Consider the following 16,107-nt stretch of genomic DNA (forward strand, 5'->3'; position numbering starts at 1 on the left):
TTTATCCACAGCCAGTATGCCCTTGTGTAAAAGAGGAATTATTGAGGAGATGAACGGCGCAAGCGCCTTTTAAGACGTTTGATAAACCGGGCCACGCGCCAGGCGTGCTTGATGCAAACGCCATACAACAGGAAAGCGACAAAGAATAAAGCCAGCATGACCCATTCAGGCACGAACGGCAGATGCTCGCCAATCACGCCCACAGCAGCCAGAAGCGCAGCAGCCACGGTAATTAACATAAAGGCCTGACGGGAAGTAAAACCGGCGCGCATGATCAAATGATGAATGTGCTGACGATCGGCAGAAAACGGACTCATACCTTTGCGCAGACGTCGGTACATGATCGCAACCATGTCCATCAGAGGGATTGCGATAAGCCAGAGCGCGGTTACCGGGTTCATCGGATGCGTTTCGCCCTGCGTGCTTTGCAACAGGATCCAGATCACCGTAAAACCAATCAGCGTACTGCCCGCATCTCCCATGAACACTTTATATCGGGGGCCGAAGACGCCCAGATTGAGCAAGATATAAGGCAGGATGGCGGCAATCATGGCAAAGCACCAGAGCGCCAGCTCCATGTGCCCGCTGCCATACATGATGATGCCTAAAGAACCGAAACTGACGCAGGATAATCCGCCCAGCAACCCGTCGATACCATCCACCATGTTAAAGGCGTTGATCGCCGCCCAGACGGCAAACAGGGTCACAAGATAGCCGAACGGCCCGAGTGCCATTTCCCATGGGCCGATAAGATGCCCGAGATTCCTCAGCGTAAGATTCGCGAAGCTCATCATCGCCACCGCCACCACAGCCTGCACCATCGCACGTGTTTTTACACTGATATCGAAGCGGTCATCGAGCGCGCCGACCAGTACCAGCAAGCCCGCGCAGGCGAGATAAAGGTTGCCATGTGGAATGACATAGCTGGTGATAAGAAAAGCGAAACAAACCCCTGCATACACAGAAATACCGCCGACCAGCGGGATTAAACCCTGATGACGTTTGCGAAAATTGGGTTTATCTACGAGTCCAATTTTATTCGCCACCTTCCGGGCAACGAACAGAAACAGGAATGAAAATACGAAAACAATGGCAAGCTCAGTACTCATATTGAGTAAATTCACAGTTAAGAGATCTCTTCTGCAAAAATAAGGTGCGCGGAATCGAGAGCATCATAAACCTCACAGCCTTAAATCAAATTCTATGGTGACAGTTATGGTTTTGTCTCAGGCAAGACCTTATCTGTTGCCATTTCTTGGGCAGTAAACCGATAAAATAAAGAAAGGGCACTGGAAAAACCATCAGCTATTATCCGAATAGTCTGACAATTTAACCAAAGTAGCATTATGGTAGCTACCAAAAGCAAAAAACGCCACGACTTAGCGTGGCGTTAGTTTGAGTTTTACACCAAATTACGAACGTTTCATCATATCGAAGAAGTCGTCATTGGTTTTCGTCATGGCGAGTTTGTTGATGAGGAATTCCATTGCATCAATCTCACCCATCGGGTGAATGATTTTACGCAGGATCCACATCTTCTGAAGTTCTTCTGACGTGGTCAGCAGCTCTTCTTTACGGGTACCAGAACGGTTGTAATCAATCGCAGGGAATACGCGCTTCTCAGCGATTTTACGCGCCAGATGCAATTCCATGTTGCCGGTACCTTTAAATTCTTCATAGATAACTTCATCCATTTTAGAACCGGTATCGACCAGCGCAGTAGCGATGATGGTCAGGCTTCCGCCCTCTTCCACGTTACGTGCTGCACCGAAGAAACGTTTTGGACGGTGTAAGGCGTTCGCATCCACACCACCGGTCAGAACTTTGCCTGATGACGGAACCACGGTGTTGTAAGCACGTGCCAAACGGGTAATGGAGTCCAGCAGGATGATGACGTCTTTCTTGTGCTCAACCAGGCGTTTAGCTTTTTCGATGACCATTTCAGCCACCTGAACGTGACGGGATGCCGGCTCATCAAAGGTAGAAGCGATCACTTCACCTTTAACCAGACGCTGCATCTCAGTCACTTCTTCCGGACGTTCGTCAATCAGCAGAACCATCAGCACACAGTCAGGATGGTTGTACGCAATGCTGGTCGCGATATTTTGCAGCAGCATGGTTTTACCCGCTTTCGGCGGAGCAACAATCAGACCACGCTGGCCACGGCCAATCGGAGAGGCCAGATCCAGTACACGTGCGGTTAAATCTTCTGTTGAACCATTACCACGTTCCATACGCAGACGGGAATTTGCATGCAGAGGGGTTAAGTTTTCGAACAGGATTTTGCTGCGGGCGTTTTCTGGTTTGTCGTAGTTAACTTCGTTAACTTTCAACAGGGCAAAATAACGTTCACCTTCTTTAGGTGGGCGGATTTTACCGGAAATGGTGTCGCCAGTGCGAAGGTTGAAGCGGCGAATTTGGCTTGGAGATACGTAGATGTCGTCGGGGCCTGCGAGGTAGGAACTGTCTCCGGAGCGGAGGAAACCAAATCCATCCTGCAATATCTCCAGTACGCCATCACCGAAGATGTCTTCTCCGCTTTTCGCATGCTGCTTCAATATTGAAAAGATAATGTCTTGCTTGCGCATGCGGGCCTGGTTTTCCAGCCCCATATTTTCGCCGAGTGCAATCAGGTCAGAGACCGGCGTATTCTTTAATTCGGTAAGATTCATAATGGTGGGTTCTTAAACTCGGGGTATGTCTCGAACATCTGTCGTGAATGGGTATGGCAGGGTCATCCATGCCTGTTTATTGTATGACACTTCAAATCACAGCTTTGAAATCCAGCCGCAGGCAGTCGCTCGCGGGCGATATTCTAGAGGGGCAATGATATTGAAGGTGTCTTAAAGCCGATTTTTGTTAAAACCGTTAGATGGTCAAGCACAGTGCCAGTTCAATTTAATTATTATTCAAAGAAACTTTATAGGCAGATGTTTTTGACACAACAGAGTAAAACGTAAGAATCAAACTACAGGTAAGCTCTATTTGCAGTAAGCGTAAACTTAGCACGCTTCTTGACAGGCGTCTAGCGGACAATGTGAAAAACACGGCAGCCCGCTAAACCCCTGGCTTTGGTCATCCCGACCGATTACAGATTAGCTGTTAAGAACTCTTTCAGCTGACCTTTCGACAGTGCGCCAACTTTAGTTGCTGCGACTTCGCCGCCTTTAAATAACAGCAGGGTAGGAATACCACGGATGCCGTATTTAGGTGCAGTACCTGGGTTTTCATCGATGTTCAGCTTCGCGATGGTCAGCTTGCCTTCGAACTCAGTGGCAATTTCATCCAGAATCGGAGCGATCATTTTACAAGGACCACACCACTCTGCCCAGAAATCGACCAGCACCAGCCCTTCGGCTTTCAATACGTCGTTGTCGAAACTGTCATCGGTCAGGTGAATAATTTTATCGCTCATGTTCTACTCCAAAGGATTATCTTTACCTTGTTGATGTAGCATTAACCAACAGTAGGTTGACTTTATTTCACCGGATACGCTTTCGTAAAGCAATAGTTAGCTGATATTCTACCACACTATGAGCAAAACACACTTGACCGAACAGAAGTTTTCCGACTTCGCCCTGCACCCGCTGGCAGTAGAAGCCCTTGAAAAGAAAGGGTTCCATTACTGTACGCCTATTCAGGCATTGGCATTGCCGATCACGCTCGCTGGGCGTGATGTTGCAGGTCAGGCGCAAACCGGTACCGGCAAGACGCTGGCTTTTCTGGCGTCTACTTTCCATTATCTGCTTTCTCACCCTGCTGCGGAAGGTCGTCAGACTAACCAGCCGCGTGCCTTGATCATGGCACCTACGCGTGAACTCGCGGTGCAGATCCACTCCGACGCCGAAGCATTATCTGAATCTACCGGGCTGAAATTAGGCCTGGCCTATGGCGGCGACGGTTACGACAAACAGCTTAAAGTGCTGGAAAGCGGCGTGGACATCCTGATCGGAACCACCGGCCGTTTAATCGATTACACCAAACAGAACCACATCGACCTGGGCGCGATTCAGGTGGTGGTGCTGGATGAAGCAGACCGCATGTTCGATCTGGGCTTCATCAAAGATATCCGCTGGATCTTCCGCCGGATGCCACCTGCGACTCAACGCCTCAACATGCTGTTCTCAGCAACCCTTTCCTATCGTGTGAAAGAACTGGCGTTCGAAAATATGAATAATGCCGAGTCGATTGAGATCGAACCGGAGCAAAAAACGGGCCACCGTATTAAAGAAGAACTCTTCTACCCGTCGAATGAAGAGAAAATGCGCCTGTTACAGACGTTGATTGAAGAAGAATGGCCAGACCGTTGCATCATTTTTGCTAACACTAAACATCGCTGTGAAGACGTCTGGGGCCATCTGGCAGCAGACGGCCATCGCGTAGGTTTACTGACCGGCGATGTCCCGCAGAAAAAACGCCTGCGCGTTCTCGAGGACTTCACACAAGGCACGCTGGATATTCTGGTTGCGACTGACGTTGCTGCCCGTGGTTTACACATTCCTGCCGTTACGCACGTCTTTAACTATGATCTGCCTGACGACTGTGAAGACTACGTTCACCGTATTGGTCGTACCGGCCGTGCGGGTCTGAGCGGTCATTCCATCAGCCTGGCTTGTGAAGAGTACGCGCTGAACCTGACGGCAATCGAAACCTACACCGGTCACAGCATTCCTGTCAGCAAATACAGCAGCGAAGCGCTGTTAACTGATTTACCTGCGCCGAAACGTCTGGCTCGCTCTCGTACCGGTAACGGTCCGCGTCGTAACAGCAATTCGTCTTCACGTCGCAATAGCGCACCACGTAGCAACCGTAAACGTCCGGGCTGATAACCTATGCTAAGCTCCACCTCACTCTATGCAGCAATTGATTTGGGCTCTAACAGCTTTCACATGCTGGTTGTTCGTGAGGTGGCAGGCAGTATCCAGACCCTCGCCAGAATTAAGCGCAAAGTGCGTCTGGCTGCCGGTCTGGATAAGCAAAACTTGCTTTCTCAGGAAGCCATGCAGCGTGGCTGGCAATGCCTGAAGCTGTTTTCCGAAAGATTGCAGGATATTCCCCGCGAACAAATCCGCGTCGTTGCCACCGCAACGCTGCGGCTTGCCAGCAATGCCGACGAATTTTTGGGTAAAGCTCAGGAAATCCTCGGTTGTCCGATTCAGGTTATTGCCGGTGAAGAAGAAGCCCGTCTGATTTATCACGGCGTTGCCCACACCACGGGCGGCCCGGATAAACGTCTGGTGGTCGATATTGGCGGCGGCAGTACAGAGCTGGTCACCGGTATCGGCGCACAGGCCACCACGCTGTTCAGCCTTTCGATGGGTTGTGTGACCTGGCTGGAGCGCTATTTTACCGACCGAAATCTGGCAAAAGAAAACTTTGATCAGGCTGAACAAGCCGCGATCGACATGATCCTTCCGGTTGCTCCCCAATTGATCGCCAATGGCTGGCAAATTTGTGTCGGTGCTTCAGGCACTGTTCAGGCACTGCAGGAAATCATGGTCGCTCAGGGTATGGATGAGCGCATTACGTTGCCGAAACTTCAACAGCTCAAACAGCGCGCGATTCAGTGCGGCAAACTGGAAGAGCTGGAAATTGAAGGCCTGACGCTTGAACGTGCGCTGGTTTTCCCAAGCGGTTTGTCGATTCTCATCGCCATTTTCAAAACTCTGAATATCGAAACCATGACGCTGGCCGGTGGCGCACTGCGTGAAGGTCTGGTTTACGGCATGCTGCATCTGCCAATTGAACAGGATATTCGCCAGCGCACATTACGAAATCTGCAACGCCGCTATCTGCTTGATAATGAACAGGCGCAGCGCGTAGCACAGCTTGCCGAGAATTTCTCGCTGCAGGTGGCGCAGGAATGGAAGCTCGATGCCCGCGCACGCGAGTTGCTGAACAGCGCCTGTTTGATCCACGAAATCGGGCTGAGCGTTGATTTCAAAAAAGCGCCGCAGCACGCAGCCTATCTGATCAGTCATTTAGACTTACCGGGATTTACGCCGGCGCAGAAAAAACTGCTGGCGACGTTGCTGCAAAATCAGAACGGGACGCTCGATTTACCGTTGCTCAATGAGCAAAACGCCGTGCCGCCGCGTCAGGCACAACGTCTTTGTCGCATTCTCCGGCTTGCGATTATCTTTGCCAGCCGCCGCCGTGACGACACGTTGCCCGCGGTGCGTTTACGGGCAAATGACGATGAACTGAATGTGATTGTGCCGCAGGGCTGGCTGGCTCAGCATCCGCTGCGGGCAGAAGAGCTGGAGCAGGAAAGCCACTGGCAAAGTTATGTCCACTGGCCGCTGTTCGTTGAAGAACAGCTCTGATTTTTCGTAAAAATACGCACCGAATGAGGCAGGGCTTATCCCCTGCCTTTTCTTTGCCTGTCAGTTTCCGCCTTTGGCTCTCGCCAGCTGCTCACGGATTTTCTCCAGATGGCTTTGCCCTTTCACCATACGCTCCTGCGCACTGACCACTTTGCGCTCACTTTCCCAGGCCAAATCATCCTGCGGCAGTTCCAGCAGGAAGCGGCTGGGCTCCGGACGAATTAATTCCCCGTACTGGCGACGTTCGCGACAAAGCGTAAAAGTCAGCTCTTTTTGGGCGCGGGTGATGCCCACATACGCCAGACGCCGTTCTTCATCGACATTGTCTTCATCGATGCTGCTCTGATGCGGCAATAATCCTTCTTCCATGCCTACCAGAAACACATACGGGAATTCCAGACCTTTCGAGGCGTGCAGCGTCATCAGCTGAACCTGATCCAGCTCTTCGTCACTTTCGCCGCGCTCCATCATGTCGCGAAGCGTAAAGCGCGTGACCACCTGCGTGAGCGTCATCGGCTCATCCAGATCGGTGCCCTCGAGCATTTCGGTCATCCAGCTGAATAGCTGATTGACGTTTTTCATGCGCATTTCGGCCGCTTTCGGGCTCGGCGAGGTTTCAAACAACCAGCTTTCGTAATCGATGCCGTGGATCAGATCCCGTACCGCCGCGACCGGTTCGCGTTCGGCCAGCTCAGAAATAGTGCCCATCCAGTGCGTAAACCGTTGCAGTGATTCCAGGCCGCGCCCGGTCAGATACTGGCTCAGTCCTATATCGAAACTGGCTTTGAACAAACCTTTGTTGCGCTGATTTGCCCACTCGCCGAGCTTTTGCAGCGTCGCGGCACCGATTTCACGACGCGGCGTATTCACGATACGCAGGAATGCGCTGTCGTCGTCAGGGTTAGTCAGGACGCGCAGATAGGCCAGCAAATCTTTAATTTCAGGCCGCGAGAAGAACGACGTACCGCCGGAAATGCGATACGGAATGCGGTTCTGCATCAGCATTTTTTCAAACAGGCGCGACTGGTGATTACCGCGGTACAGAATCGCGTAATCGCCATAGCCGGTCTTGTTGATAAAGTGGTGCGCAATCAGCTCGCCAACCACGCGCTCGGCTTCGTGATCTTCATTGTTGGCGGTCACCACTTTCAGTGTTTCGCCGTAACCCAGTTCAGAGAAAAGCCGCTTCTCGAACACATGCGGATTGTTGGCAATCAGGATATTGGCCGCTTTCAGAATGCGCTGCGAGGAACGGTAGTTCTGTTCAAGCTTTACGACCTGCAACTGCGGGAAATCTTCTTTCAGCAGCACCAGGTTTTGCGGCCGGGCACCACGCCAGGAGTAAATAGACTGATCGTCGTCGCCAACCACGGTAAAACGTGCGCGGTTGCCGACCAGCAGTTTCACCATCATGTACTGACTGGTGTTGGTGTCCTGATATTCATCGACCAGCAGATAGCGCAGTTTATTCTGCCAGCGCTCGCGCACTTCTTCATTCTTTTGCAACAGCAGCGTCGGCAGCAGGATCAGGTCATCGAAATCGAGAATATTACAGGCGCGCATATGGTCATGATAAAGCCCGTAGCAGTGCGCGAAGATCTGATCGCGTTCCGAGCGCGCAAGGCCCGCCGCACGGGAAGGATCAACCAGATCGTTCTTCCAGTTTGAGATCGTTGAGATCAGCTGTTGCAACAGCGTTTTGTCGTTTTCCAGCCACTTCTCGCTCAGCTCTTTGAGCAGCGCCAACTGGTCCTGATCGTCAAACAGGGAGAAATTGGATTTCATACCCAGCGCGGCAAATTCGCGTTTGATGATTTCCAGCCCCAGCGTGTGGAAAGTCGCGATCAGCAAGCCGCGTGATTCTTTACGCCCTAGGGTTTGCGCCACACGCTCTTTCATCTCGCGCGCCGCTTTATTGGTGAAGGTCACGGCCGCAATGTGGCGGGCCTGATAGCCGCACTCACGGATCAGGTGTGCGATTTTATTGGTAATCACCCTGGTTTTGCCGGAGCCAGCCCCCGCCAGAACCAGGCAGGGTCCGGTGACGAATTCGACGGCATGTTGTTGGCTGGGGTTTAATCGCATGGCGTATTTTTGCTCACCTGATGGACAAGGACGGCGATTGTAGCAGAAACGTCGCCTGAGATTGACAGCCTTTACGGTGCAATTTGTGATGTCTGGAATGCAGGCCGGAGTCCACATACGGCGTTGCAGATGTTACATTACGCCACTGGAAACACTCTCGCATAAAAGGTCTCAATCATGGCAAAAACTGCCGCAGCAATGCATATCCTTGTTAAGGAAGAAGCACAGGCGCTCGATCTTCTGGAACAGCTGAAGAACGGTGGCGATTTCGAAAAACTGGCTAAAAAACACTCTACCTGCCCGTCAGGCAAAAAAGGCGGCCATTTAGGTGAATTTAAGCAAGGCGCAATGGTGCCAGCTTTCGATAAAGTGGTTTTCTCTGCGCCGCTAATCGAACCACAAGGCCCGCTGCACACCCAGTTCGGCTACCACATCATTAAGATTCTGTACCGCAACTGAGTTACCGTTCAGGCGCAGTAAAAAAGAAAGGGCACCGCATTTTCATGCAGTGCCCTTTTTATTTATATTCCGAAAACTCTAAAGAATTCGAGTAAGAAGGGGATCAGCTCGCTACTGCGATGCGTTTCATATCAGTCATATAACCACGTAAAGTGCGACCGATTGACTCGATTGGGTGGTTGCGGATAGCTTCGTTAACGTCACGCAGCTGCGCGTTATCAACCTGAGTTTCTGCAACCGATTTACCCAAATCACCCACCTGCAGGGTGGTCATGAACTCTTTCAGCAACGGGACTGCTGCGTTAGCAAACAGGTAGTTACCGTATTCTGCGGTATCAGAGATAACCACGTTCATTTCGTACAGACGCTTACGCGCAACGGTGTTGGCGATCAGCGGCAGTTCGTGCAGTGATTCGTAGTAAGCCGATTCCTCGATGATGCCGGAAGCCACCATGGTTTCGAAGGCCAGCTCAACGCCCGCTTTCACCATCGCAATCATCACAACGCCGTGGTCGAAGTATTCCTGCTCAGAAATTTTACCGTCGAACTGTGGTGCGTTTTCGAACGCAGTTGCGCCCGTTTCTTCACGCCAGGTCAGCAGGTTTTTGTCGTCGTTCGCCCAGTCAGCCATCATACCGCTGGAGAATTCGCCGGAGATGATGTCGTCCATGTGTTTCTGGAACAGCGGCGCCATGATCTCTTTCAGTTGTTCAGACAATGCGTAAGCACGCAGTTTCGCCGGGTTAGACAGACGATCCATCATCAGCGTGATGCCGCCTTGTTTCAGCGCTTCGGTGATGGTTTCCCAGCCGAATTGCAGCAGTTTTTCTGCGTACGCTTCGTCTACGCCATCAGCAACCAGTTTGTCAAAGCACAGCAGGGAACCAGCCTGCAACATCCCGCACAGGATAGTCTGCTCGCCCATCAGGTCAGATTTTACTTCTGCAACGAAAGAAGATTGCAGAACACCGGCACGGTGGCCGCCCGTTGCTGCTGCCCAGGCTTTGGCAATCGCCATGCCTTCGCCTTTCGGGTCGTTTTCCGGGTGAACGGCGATCAGCGTCGGAACGCCGAAACCACGTTTGTATTCTTCGCGAACTTCAGTGCCCGGACATTTTGGAGCAACCATCACGACGGTGATGTCTTTACGGATTTGCTCGCCCACTTCAACGATGTTGAAGCCATGGGAGTAACCCAGCGTTGCGCCATCTTTCATCAGAGGCTGAACCGCTTTAACCACAGCGCTGTGCTGTTTGTCTGGCGTCAGGTTAACCACCAGATCAGCCTGTGGGATCAGTTCTTCGTAGGTGCCGACTTTGAAGCCGTTTTCGGTCGCTTTACGCCATGAAGCACGCTTCTCAGCAATCGCTTCTGCACGCAGGGTGTAGGAAACATCCAGACCGGAATCACGCATGTTCAGACCCTGGTTCAGGCCCTGTGCGCCACAGCCTACAATCACCACTTTTTTACCTTTGAGGTAGCTGGCTTCGTCCGCGAATTCATCGCGACCCATGAAGCGGCATTTGCCCAGTTGTGCCAGCTGCTGACGCAGGTTCAGTGTGTTGAAATAGTTAGCCATGTCTTGCTCCGTTCTATCGAGGTAAGTGCTGTTATTTTTTGTTTCACCGGTGAGCCGGTGAACGCCGTGAATTCACTATATGTCATGCGACACATTGCTTAAATTGATATATTACGAAGATGACGTTGCAAAAAATGCAATATACTTCGTTTGACCTTTGCCTAACTTAAAAGCCGAGACTTCTTTATGGATTTGCGTGATCTGAAACTGTTCTTACATCTGGCGGAAAGCCGCCATTTTGGCCGTTCGTCGAAGGCAATGCATGTCAGCCCGTCAACGCTGTCGCGCCAGATCCAGCGGCTGGAAGAAGAACTCGGCCAGCCGTTATTTCAGCGTGACAACCGCACCGTGCAACTGACCAGCGCGGGTGAACAACTCAAAACTTTTGCCCAGCAAACGCTGCTGAGTTACCAGCAACTGCGCAGCGGGTTGGATCAGCATGGCCCGACGCTCAGTGGCGAGCTGCATTTGTTCTGCTCGGTCACCGCTGCGTACAGCCACCTCCCCCCTATTCTTGACCGCTTCCGCGCGCAACATCCGCTGGTCGAAATCAAACTGACCACCGGCGACGCCGCTGATGCGGTCGAAAAAGTTCAGTCCACCGAAGCGGACCTGGGGATTGCAGGCCGCCCGGAAAGTCTGCCGGGCAGCGTGGATTTCACGCAGATCGGCGAAATCCCGATGATCCTGATTTCCCCGTCTCTGCCAGGCGCGGTGCGAACGCAAGTCAGCGTTCCGCATCCCGACTGGTCACAAATTCCATTTATCCTTCCTGAACACGGCCCGGCGCGAAAACGTATCGACATCTGGTTCAAACGAAACCGTCTGAGCAATCCGCAGATTTACGCCACGGTGTCCGGCCACGAAGCGATTGTGTCAATGGTCGCTCTCGGTTGCGGCATTGCGCTCATTCCGTCCGTTGTGGTCGATAACAGCCCGGAACCGGTGCGCAACCGTATTTCCGTTCTGGATAACGTCACGCTGGGCGCGCCGCTGGAACTGGGCGTCTGCGTGCAGAAAAAACGCCTGAACGAACCGCTGATCGAGGCATTCTGGCAATTGTTATAACCCGCGTTCGCGACAAAATAATGGCAAAGAAAAAGGGCCCGTTCGGGCCCTTCGGTTTTTAGCCCGCCAGAAAGAAGCGGAACGCAGGATTATCACTTTCGTTATGACAGTCATAGCCCAGAGCCGTCAGGTTCTTCTCGAACTCCGGCTCCTCTTCGTTCAGCTCAAACGCAGCCAGTACACGACCAAAATCGGTGCCGTGGCTGCGATAATGGAACAGTGAAATATTCCAGTGCGTGCCCAGCGTATGCAGGAATTTCAGCAACGCGCCCGGAGACTCCGGAAACTCGAAGCTGTAAAGCCGCTCGCGCAGAGGCTTGGTTGGACGCCCGCCCACCATATAGCGCACATGCAGTTTCGCCATTTCATCATCAGATAAATCGACCACCTGATAACCGTCGTGATTCAACTCGGCGATGATTTCCTGCCGCTCTGCGTGGCCGCGGGTGAGACGCACACCGACGAAAATGCAGGCGTTGTCCGCATCGGCGTAACGGTAGTTGAATTCCGTTACTGAACGGCCACCGAGCAACTGGCAAAATTTCAGGAAGCTGCCTTTGCGTTCGGGAATGGTTACCGCCAGCAGGGCTTCGCGTTGTTCGCCCAGCTCGCAGCGTTCAGACACATAACGCAGGCCGTGGAAATTCACGTTTGCGCCGGAAAGAATATGCGCCAGACGTTCGCCCTTGATGTTGTGCTGCTGCACGTATTTCTTCATGCCTGCCAGCGCCAGCGCCCCGGAAGGCTCGGCGATAGCGCGGACATCTTCGAACAAATCTTTGACCGCCGCGCAGATGGAATCGCTGTCGACGGTGATCACATCATCAAGATATTCACGGCACAGACGGAAAGTTTCGTTGCCAATACGCTTCACGGCTACGCCTTCGGCGAACAGCCCGACACGCGCCAGATCAACCGGTTCACCGGCATCCAGCGCCGCACGCAGACAGGCTGAATCTTCGGCTTCGACGCCAATCACTTTGATTTGCGGCATCAGTTGTTTGATTAACACCGCGACGCCGGCGGCCAGACCGCCACCGCCGACCGGCACGAATACGCGATCGAGATGCGCATCCTGTTGCAGCAATTCCATCGCCAGCGTGCCTTGTCCGGCGATCACCGCAGGATGATCAAACGGCGGCACAAAGGTCATGCCCTGCTGCTGTGAAAGCTCGATGGCTTTGCCTTTGGCTTCGTCGAAATTCGCGCCAAACAGCAGGACTTCGCCGCCGAAATTACGCACCGCATCAACTTTGATATCCGCCGTAGCGACCGGCATAACAATCAGAGATTTAATGCCTTTTTTGGTCGCCGACAACGCGACGCCCTGCGCGTGATTTCCGGCAGACGCCGTGATCACACCGCGCGCCGCCTGTTCTTCCGTCAGGCTGGCAATCATGGAATATGCGCCGCGCAGTTTAAAACTGTGAACAGCCTGGCGGTCTTCCCTCTTCACCAGAACGGTGTTACCTAACCGGGAAGAGATCTTTTCCATGACCTGCAAAGGCGTAACCTGTGCGACTTCATAAACCGGCGCACGGAGCACGGCGCGAAGATATTCTGCGCCGCACGGCTGGTCGGGTAGAGGTTGTGATACCGCCATGTCCTTTTAGCCTCCCAGCTTAGACTTGTCACGAACAGCGCCTTTGTCAGCACTGGTCGCCAGCATTGCGTAAGCTCGCAGCGCATAAGACACCACACGTTCGCGATTTTTCGGCGTCCAGGCTTTTTCGCCGCGCGCCAGTTCGGCTTCGTGACGGGCGGCAAGTTCGGCCGCAGGAACGTCGAGCACCATGCTGCGGTTAGGGATATCGATGTCGATCATGTCGCCATCTTCCACCAGCGCAATCAGACCGCCACTGCCCGCTTCCGGAGAAACGTGGCCGATAGACAGACCTGAAGTCCCGCCGGAAAAACGACCGTCGGTGATCAGCGCACACTCTTTGCCCAGCCCCATGGATTTCAGGTAAGTGGTCGGATACAGCATTTCCTGCATGCCCGGCCCGCCTTTTGGCCCTTCGTAGCGGATCACCACGACGTCACCCGAAACCACTTTTCCGCCGAGGATCGCGCTCACGGCGTCATCCTGGCTTTCGTATACTTTGGCCGGGCCACGGAACACCAGGTTGGATTTATCCACGCCTGCGGTTTTAACGATGCTGCCTGCTTCGGCGATGTTGCCGTAAAGCACGGCCAGACCGCCGTCTTTGCTGAACGCGTGTTCCAGCGAGCGGATACAACCGTCGGCGCGGTCATCATCGAGCGTATCCCAGCGGCAATCCTGTGAAAAAGCCTGCGTGGTACGGATTCCCGCCGGGCCTGCGCGGAACATTTTTTTCACGGCTTCATCCTGCGTCAGCATGATGTCGTATTTTTCCAGCGTCTGGCTCAGGTTCATGTTCAGGATGTTTTTCACATCGCGGTTTAGCAGGTTCGCACGATCCAGTTCGCCCAGAATCGCCAGTACGCCACCGGCGCGGTGAACGTCTTCCATGTGATATTTCTGGGTGCTCGGCGCCACTTTGCACAGGTGCGGAACCTTGCGTGACAGACGGTCGATGTCGGTCATGTCGAAATCAATTCCGCCTTCCTGCGCGGCAGCAAGCAGATGAAGAACGGTGTTCGTGGAACCGCCCATAGCGATATCCAGCGTCATGGCGTTTTCGAATGCAGATTTGCTGGCGATGTTGCGTGGCAATGCGCTTTCGTCGTCCTGCTCGTAATAACGTTTGGTCAGTTCAACGATGCGACGACCGGCGTTCAGGAACAGGTCTTTACGATCGGCATGAGTCGCGAGTAATGAACCGTTGCCCGGCTGAGACAGACCCAGCGCTTCAGTCAGGCAGTTCATGGAGTTGGCGGTAAACATCCCGGAACAGGAGCCGCACGTCGGGCAGGCTGAGCGTTCGATTTGTTCGCTGTCGGCGTCGCTGACGTTCGGGTTTGCGCCCTGAATCATCGCATCGACCAGATCGAGTTTGATGATTTTGTCGGACAACTTAGTTTTACCGGCTTCCATCGGTCCGCCGGAAACGAAGATCACCGGAATGTTCAGGCGCAGGGACGCCATTAACATCCCCGGGGTGATTTTGTCGCAGTTGGAAATGCACACCATGGCGTCTGCGCAGTGCGCGTTCACCATGTATTCCACGGAGTCTGCAATCAGCTCGCGTGAAGGCAGTGAATACAGCATGCCGCCATGGCCCATGGCGATCCCGTCATCCACGGCAATGGTATTGAACTCTTTGGCAACGCCGCCTGAAGCTTCAATTTGCTCGGCAACCAGTTTACCCAGATCACGTAAATGCACGTGACCTGGAACGAACTGGGTAAAGGAGTTCACAACGGCAATAATTGGCTTACCGAAATCATCGTCGGTCATGCCGGTGGCACGCCATAAAGCGCGGGCGCCAGCCATGTTGCGGCCATGAGTCGTGGTGTGGGAACGGTACTTAGGCATGCTCTATTCACTCCAAATCATTTCTGTTTAGCGGACGGCGCAACCGTCGCCCGCTGAATTTCTTCTATACCCTAAATCATTCAGGTTGCATCAAGGCGGCAACTGAATGAATCCCCGGGAGCTTACTCAGGTAAGTGACCGGGGTGAATAAAGGCAGCCAACGCGGAGGCGGCCTGAAGGATGACGGGTAAGATTACTGGGGGTTAATTGGATCCAGCCAACCCCATTTGTCTTCGGTTTTACCGGTGAACAGACCGAAGAACGCATCCTGAATTTGTTTGGTGACCGGTCCACGTTTGCCGATGCCGACCTGAATGCCGTCAACGCTGCGAACTGGTGTGATTTCTGCGGCAGTACCGGACATGAAGACTTCGTCGGCCAGGTACAGAGATTCGCGGGAAAGAACCTGCTCGCGAACTTCCAGGCCCATGTCTTTCGCCAGTTTAATAATCGCGTCACGGGTGATGCCCGGCAGCGCAGAAGAGGTGAACGGAGGCGTGAACAGAATACCGTCCTTCACTTCGAACAGGTTTTCGCCTGCACCTTCAGAGACATAACCGTGAACGTCCAGCGCGATACCTTCCTGATAACCGTGGCGGCGTGCTTCGCTGCCCACCAGCAAAGAAGACAGGTAGTTACCCCCGGCTTTCGCCGCGGTCGGGATGGTGTTAGCTGCTACACGGTTCCATGAAGAAACCATTGCGTCGATCCCCTGTTCGAGCGCCTCTTCGCCCAGATAGGCGCCCCAAGGGAAAGCCGCAATGATCACGTCAGTTTTGTAGCCATCCGGCGGGTTTACGCCCATACCCACATCGCCAACGAAGACCAGCGGACGAATATACGCGCTGACCAGATTGTTTTTGCGCAGGGTTTCGCGGCAGGCTTCCATCAGTTCATCAACGCTTTGGGAAACTGGCATACGGTAAATTTTTGCGGAATCGCGCAGACGCTGCATGTGTTCACGGTGACGGAATACGACAGGGCCTTTGTGGGAGTCGTAGCAACGCACGCCTTCGAATACGGAGGTGCCGTAATGCAATGCATGGGACATTACGTGTACTTTCGCTTCTGCCCACGGAACCATCTCGCCATTGAACCAAATGTAATCAGCTTTCTTCGTCATTCTCTCG

12 protein-coding genes are annotated in these 16,107 nt (G+C 53.2%); 4 read left to right on the forward strand and 8 right to left on the reverse strand.

Translation table 11 applies throughout. The features are described 5' to 3' along the window. Positions 1 to 38: 38 nt before the first annotated feature. The 3 genes from wecA to trxA form a co-directional block, all read right to left on the reverse strand. A complete protein-coding gene (gene wecA, locus ACLBVC_RS20380; protein WP_152324758.1) occupies positions 39 to 1,124 on the reverse strand; it encodes a UDP-N-acetylglucosamine--undecaprenyl-phosphate N-acetylglucosaminephosphotransferase in 1,086 nt (361 codons plus the stop codon). 288 nt (positions 1,125 to 1,412) lie between these two features. Continuing rightward, the gene (gene rho, locus ACLBVC_RS20385; RefSeq protein ID WP_195816086.1) at positions 1,413 to 2,672 is read right to left on the reverse strand and encodes a transcription termination factor Rho; all 1,260 of its coding nucleotides are present in this window, start codon (positions 2,670 to 2,672) and stop codon (positions 1,413 to 1,415) included. A gap of 416 nt (positions 2,673 to 3,088) precedes the next feature. After that, a complete protein-coding gene (trxA, locus tag ACLBVC_RS20390; protein ID WP_013577537.1) occupies positions 3,089 to 3,415 on the reverse strand; it encodes a thioredoxin TrxA in 327 nt (108 codons plus the stop codon). Between the two features lie 118 nt (positions 3,416 to 3,533). Between trxA and rhlB the strand changes: the two genes are divergently transcribed. Both rhlB and gppA read left to right on the forward strand, forming a co-directional pair. After that, a complete protein-coding gene (gene rhlB / locus ACLBVC_RS20395; RefSeq protein WP_410151143.1) occupies positions 3,534 to 4,826 on the forward strand; it encodes an ATP-dependent RNA helicase RhlB in 1,293 nt (430 codons plus the stop codon). 6 nt (positions 4,827 to 4,832) lie between these two features. After that, on the forward strand, positions 4,833 to 6,326 hold the full coding sequence (gppA, locus tag ACLBVC_RS20400; RefSeq protein WP_195816088.1) for a guanosine-5'-triphosphate,3'-diphosphate diphosphatase: 1,494 nt from the start codon (positions 4,833 to 4,835) through the stop codon (positions 6,324 to 6,326). Between the two features lie 60 nt (positions 6,327 to 6,386). Here the strand turns inward: gppA and rep are convergent, their stop codons facing one another. Continuing rightward, positions 6,387 to 8,411, reverse strand: a complete 2,025-nt coding sequence (gene rep / locus ACLBVC_RS20405) for a DNA helicase Rep (RefSeq protein ID WP_410151144.1) — start codon at positions 8,409 to 8,411, stop codon at positions 6,387 to 6,389. A gap of 177 nt (positions 8,412 to 8,588) precedes the next feature. Between rep and ppiC the strand changes: the two genes are divergently transcribed. After that, positions 8,589 to 8,870, forward strand: a complete 282-nt coding sequence (gene ppiC, locus ACLBVC_RS20410; RefSeq protein WP_015690589.1) for a peptidylprolyl isomerase PpiC — start codon at positions 8,589 to 8,591, stop codon at positions 8,868 to 8,870. 103 nt (positions 8,871 to 8,973) lie between these two features. Here ppiC and ilvC read toward each other — a convergent pair whose 3' ends face one another. Next, entirely contained in the window at positions 8,974 to 10,449 is a 1,476-nt protein-coding gene (gene ilvC, locus ACLBVC_RS20415) for a ketol-acid reductoisomerase (protein ID WP_410151145.1), read from the reverse strand. 186 nt (positions 10,450 to 10,635) lie between these two features. On the opposite strand from ilvC, the gene ilvY reads away from it, so the two are divergent. Continuing rightward, a complete protein-coding gene (ilvY, locus tag ACLBVC_RS20420) occupies positions 10,636 to 11,517 on the forward strand; it encodes an HTH-type transcriptional activator IlvY (protein ID WP_152324753.1) in 882 nt (293 codons plus the stop codon). Between the two features lie 58 nt (positions 11,518 to 11,575). Here the strand turns inward: ilvY and ilvA are convergent, their stop codons facing one another. The 3 genes from ilvA to ACLBVC_RS20435 form a co-directional block, all read right to left on the reverse strand. Continuing rightward, the gene (ilvA, locus tag ACLBVC_RS20425; protein ID WP_410151146.1) at positions 11,576 to 13,120 is read right to left on the reverse strand and encodes a threonine ammonia-lyase, biosynthetic; all 1,545 of its coding nucleotides are present in this window, start codon (positions 13,118 to 13,120) and stop codon (positions 11,576 to 11,578) included. A 6-nt stretch (positions 13,121 to 13,126) separates the two neighbouring features. Further along, positions 13,127 to 14,977, reverse strand: a complete 1,851-nt coding sequence (gene ilvD / locus ACLBVC_RS20430) for a dihydroxy-acid dehydratase (protein ID WP_410151147.1) — start codon at positions 14,975 to 14,977, stop codon at positions 13,127 to 13,129. Between the two features lie 193 nt (positions 14,978 to 15,170). Then, positions 15,171 to 16,100: a branched-chain amino acid transaminase gene (locus ACLBVC_RS20435; RefSeq protein WP_101079475.1), complete on the reverse strand. Its 930-nt coding sequence runs from the start codon at positions 16,098 to 16,100 to the stop codon at positions 15,171 to 15,173. Between the last annotated feature and the right edge of the window lie 7 nt (positions 16,101 to 16,107).

It is taken from the genome of Rahnella selenatireducens (assembly GCF_046449555.1).
In the GTDB taxonomy this organism is placed as follows: domain Bacteria; phylum Pseudomonadota; class Gammaproteobacteria; order Enterobacterales; family Enterobacteriaceae; genus Rahnella; species Rahnella selenatireducens.

Excerpts from the sequence above, each read along its gene's own strand:
- rho (WP_195816086.1), bottom strand. The coding sequence starts at position 2,672 with ATGAATCTTACCGAATTAAAGAATACGCCGGTCTCTGACCTGATTGCA.
- trxA (WP_013577537.1), bottom strand. The coding sequence starts at position 3,415 with ATGAGCGATAAAATTATTCACCTGACCGATGACAGTTTCGACAACGAC.
- rhlB (WP_410151143.1), top strand. The coding sequence starts at position 3,534 with ATGAGCAAAACACACTTGACCGAACAGAAGTTTTCCGACTTCGCCCTG.
- gppA (WP_195816088.1), top strand. The coding sequence starts at position 4,833 with ATGCTAAGCTCCACCTCACTCTATGCAGCAATTGATTTGGGCTCTAAC.
- rep (WP_410151144.1), bottom strand. The coding sequence starts at position 8,411 with ATGCGATTAAACCCCAGCCAACAACATGCCGTCGAATTCGTCACCGGA.
- ppiC (WP_015690589.1), top strand. The coding sequence starts at position 8,589 with ATGGCAAAAACTGCCGCAGCAATGCATATCCTTGTTAAGGAAGAAGCA.
- ilvC (WP_410151145.1), bottom strand. The coding sequence starts at position 10,449 with ATGGCTAACTATTTCAACACACTGAACCTGCGTCAGCAGCTGGCACAA.
- ilvY (WP_152324753.1), top strand. The coding sequence starts at position 10,636 with ATGGATTTGCGTGATCTGAAACTGTTCTTACATCTGGCGGAAAGCCGC.
- ilvA (WP_410151146.1), bottom strand. The coding sequence starts at position 13,120 with ATGGCGGTATCACAACCTCTACCCGACCAGCCGTGCGGCGCAGAATAT.
- ilvD (WP_410151147.1), bottom strand. The coding sequence starts at position 14,977 with ATGCCTAAGTACCGTTCCCACACCACGACTCATGGCCGCAACATGGCT.
- ACLBVC_RS20435 (WP_101079475.1), bottom strand. The coding sequence starts at position 16,100 with ATGACGAAGAAAGCTGATTACATTTGGTTCAATGGCGAGATGGTTCCG.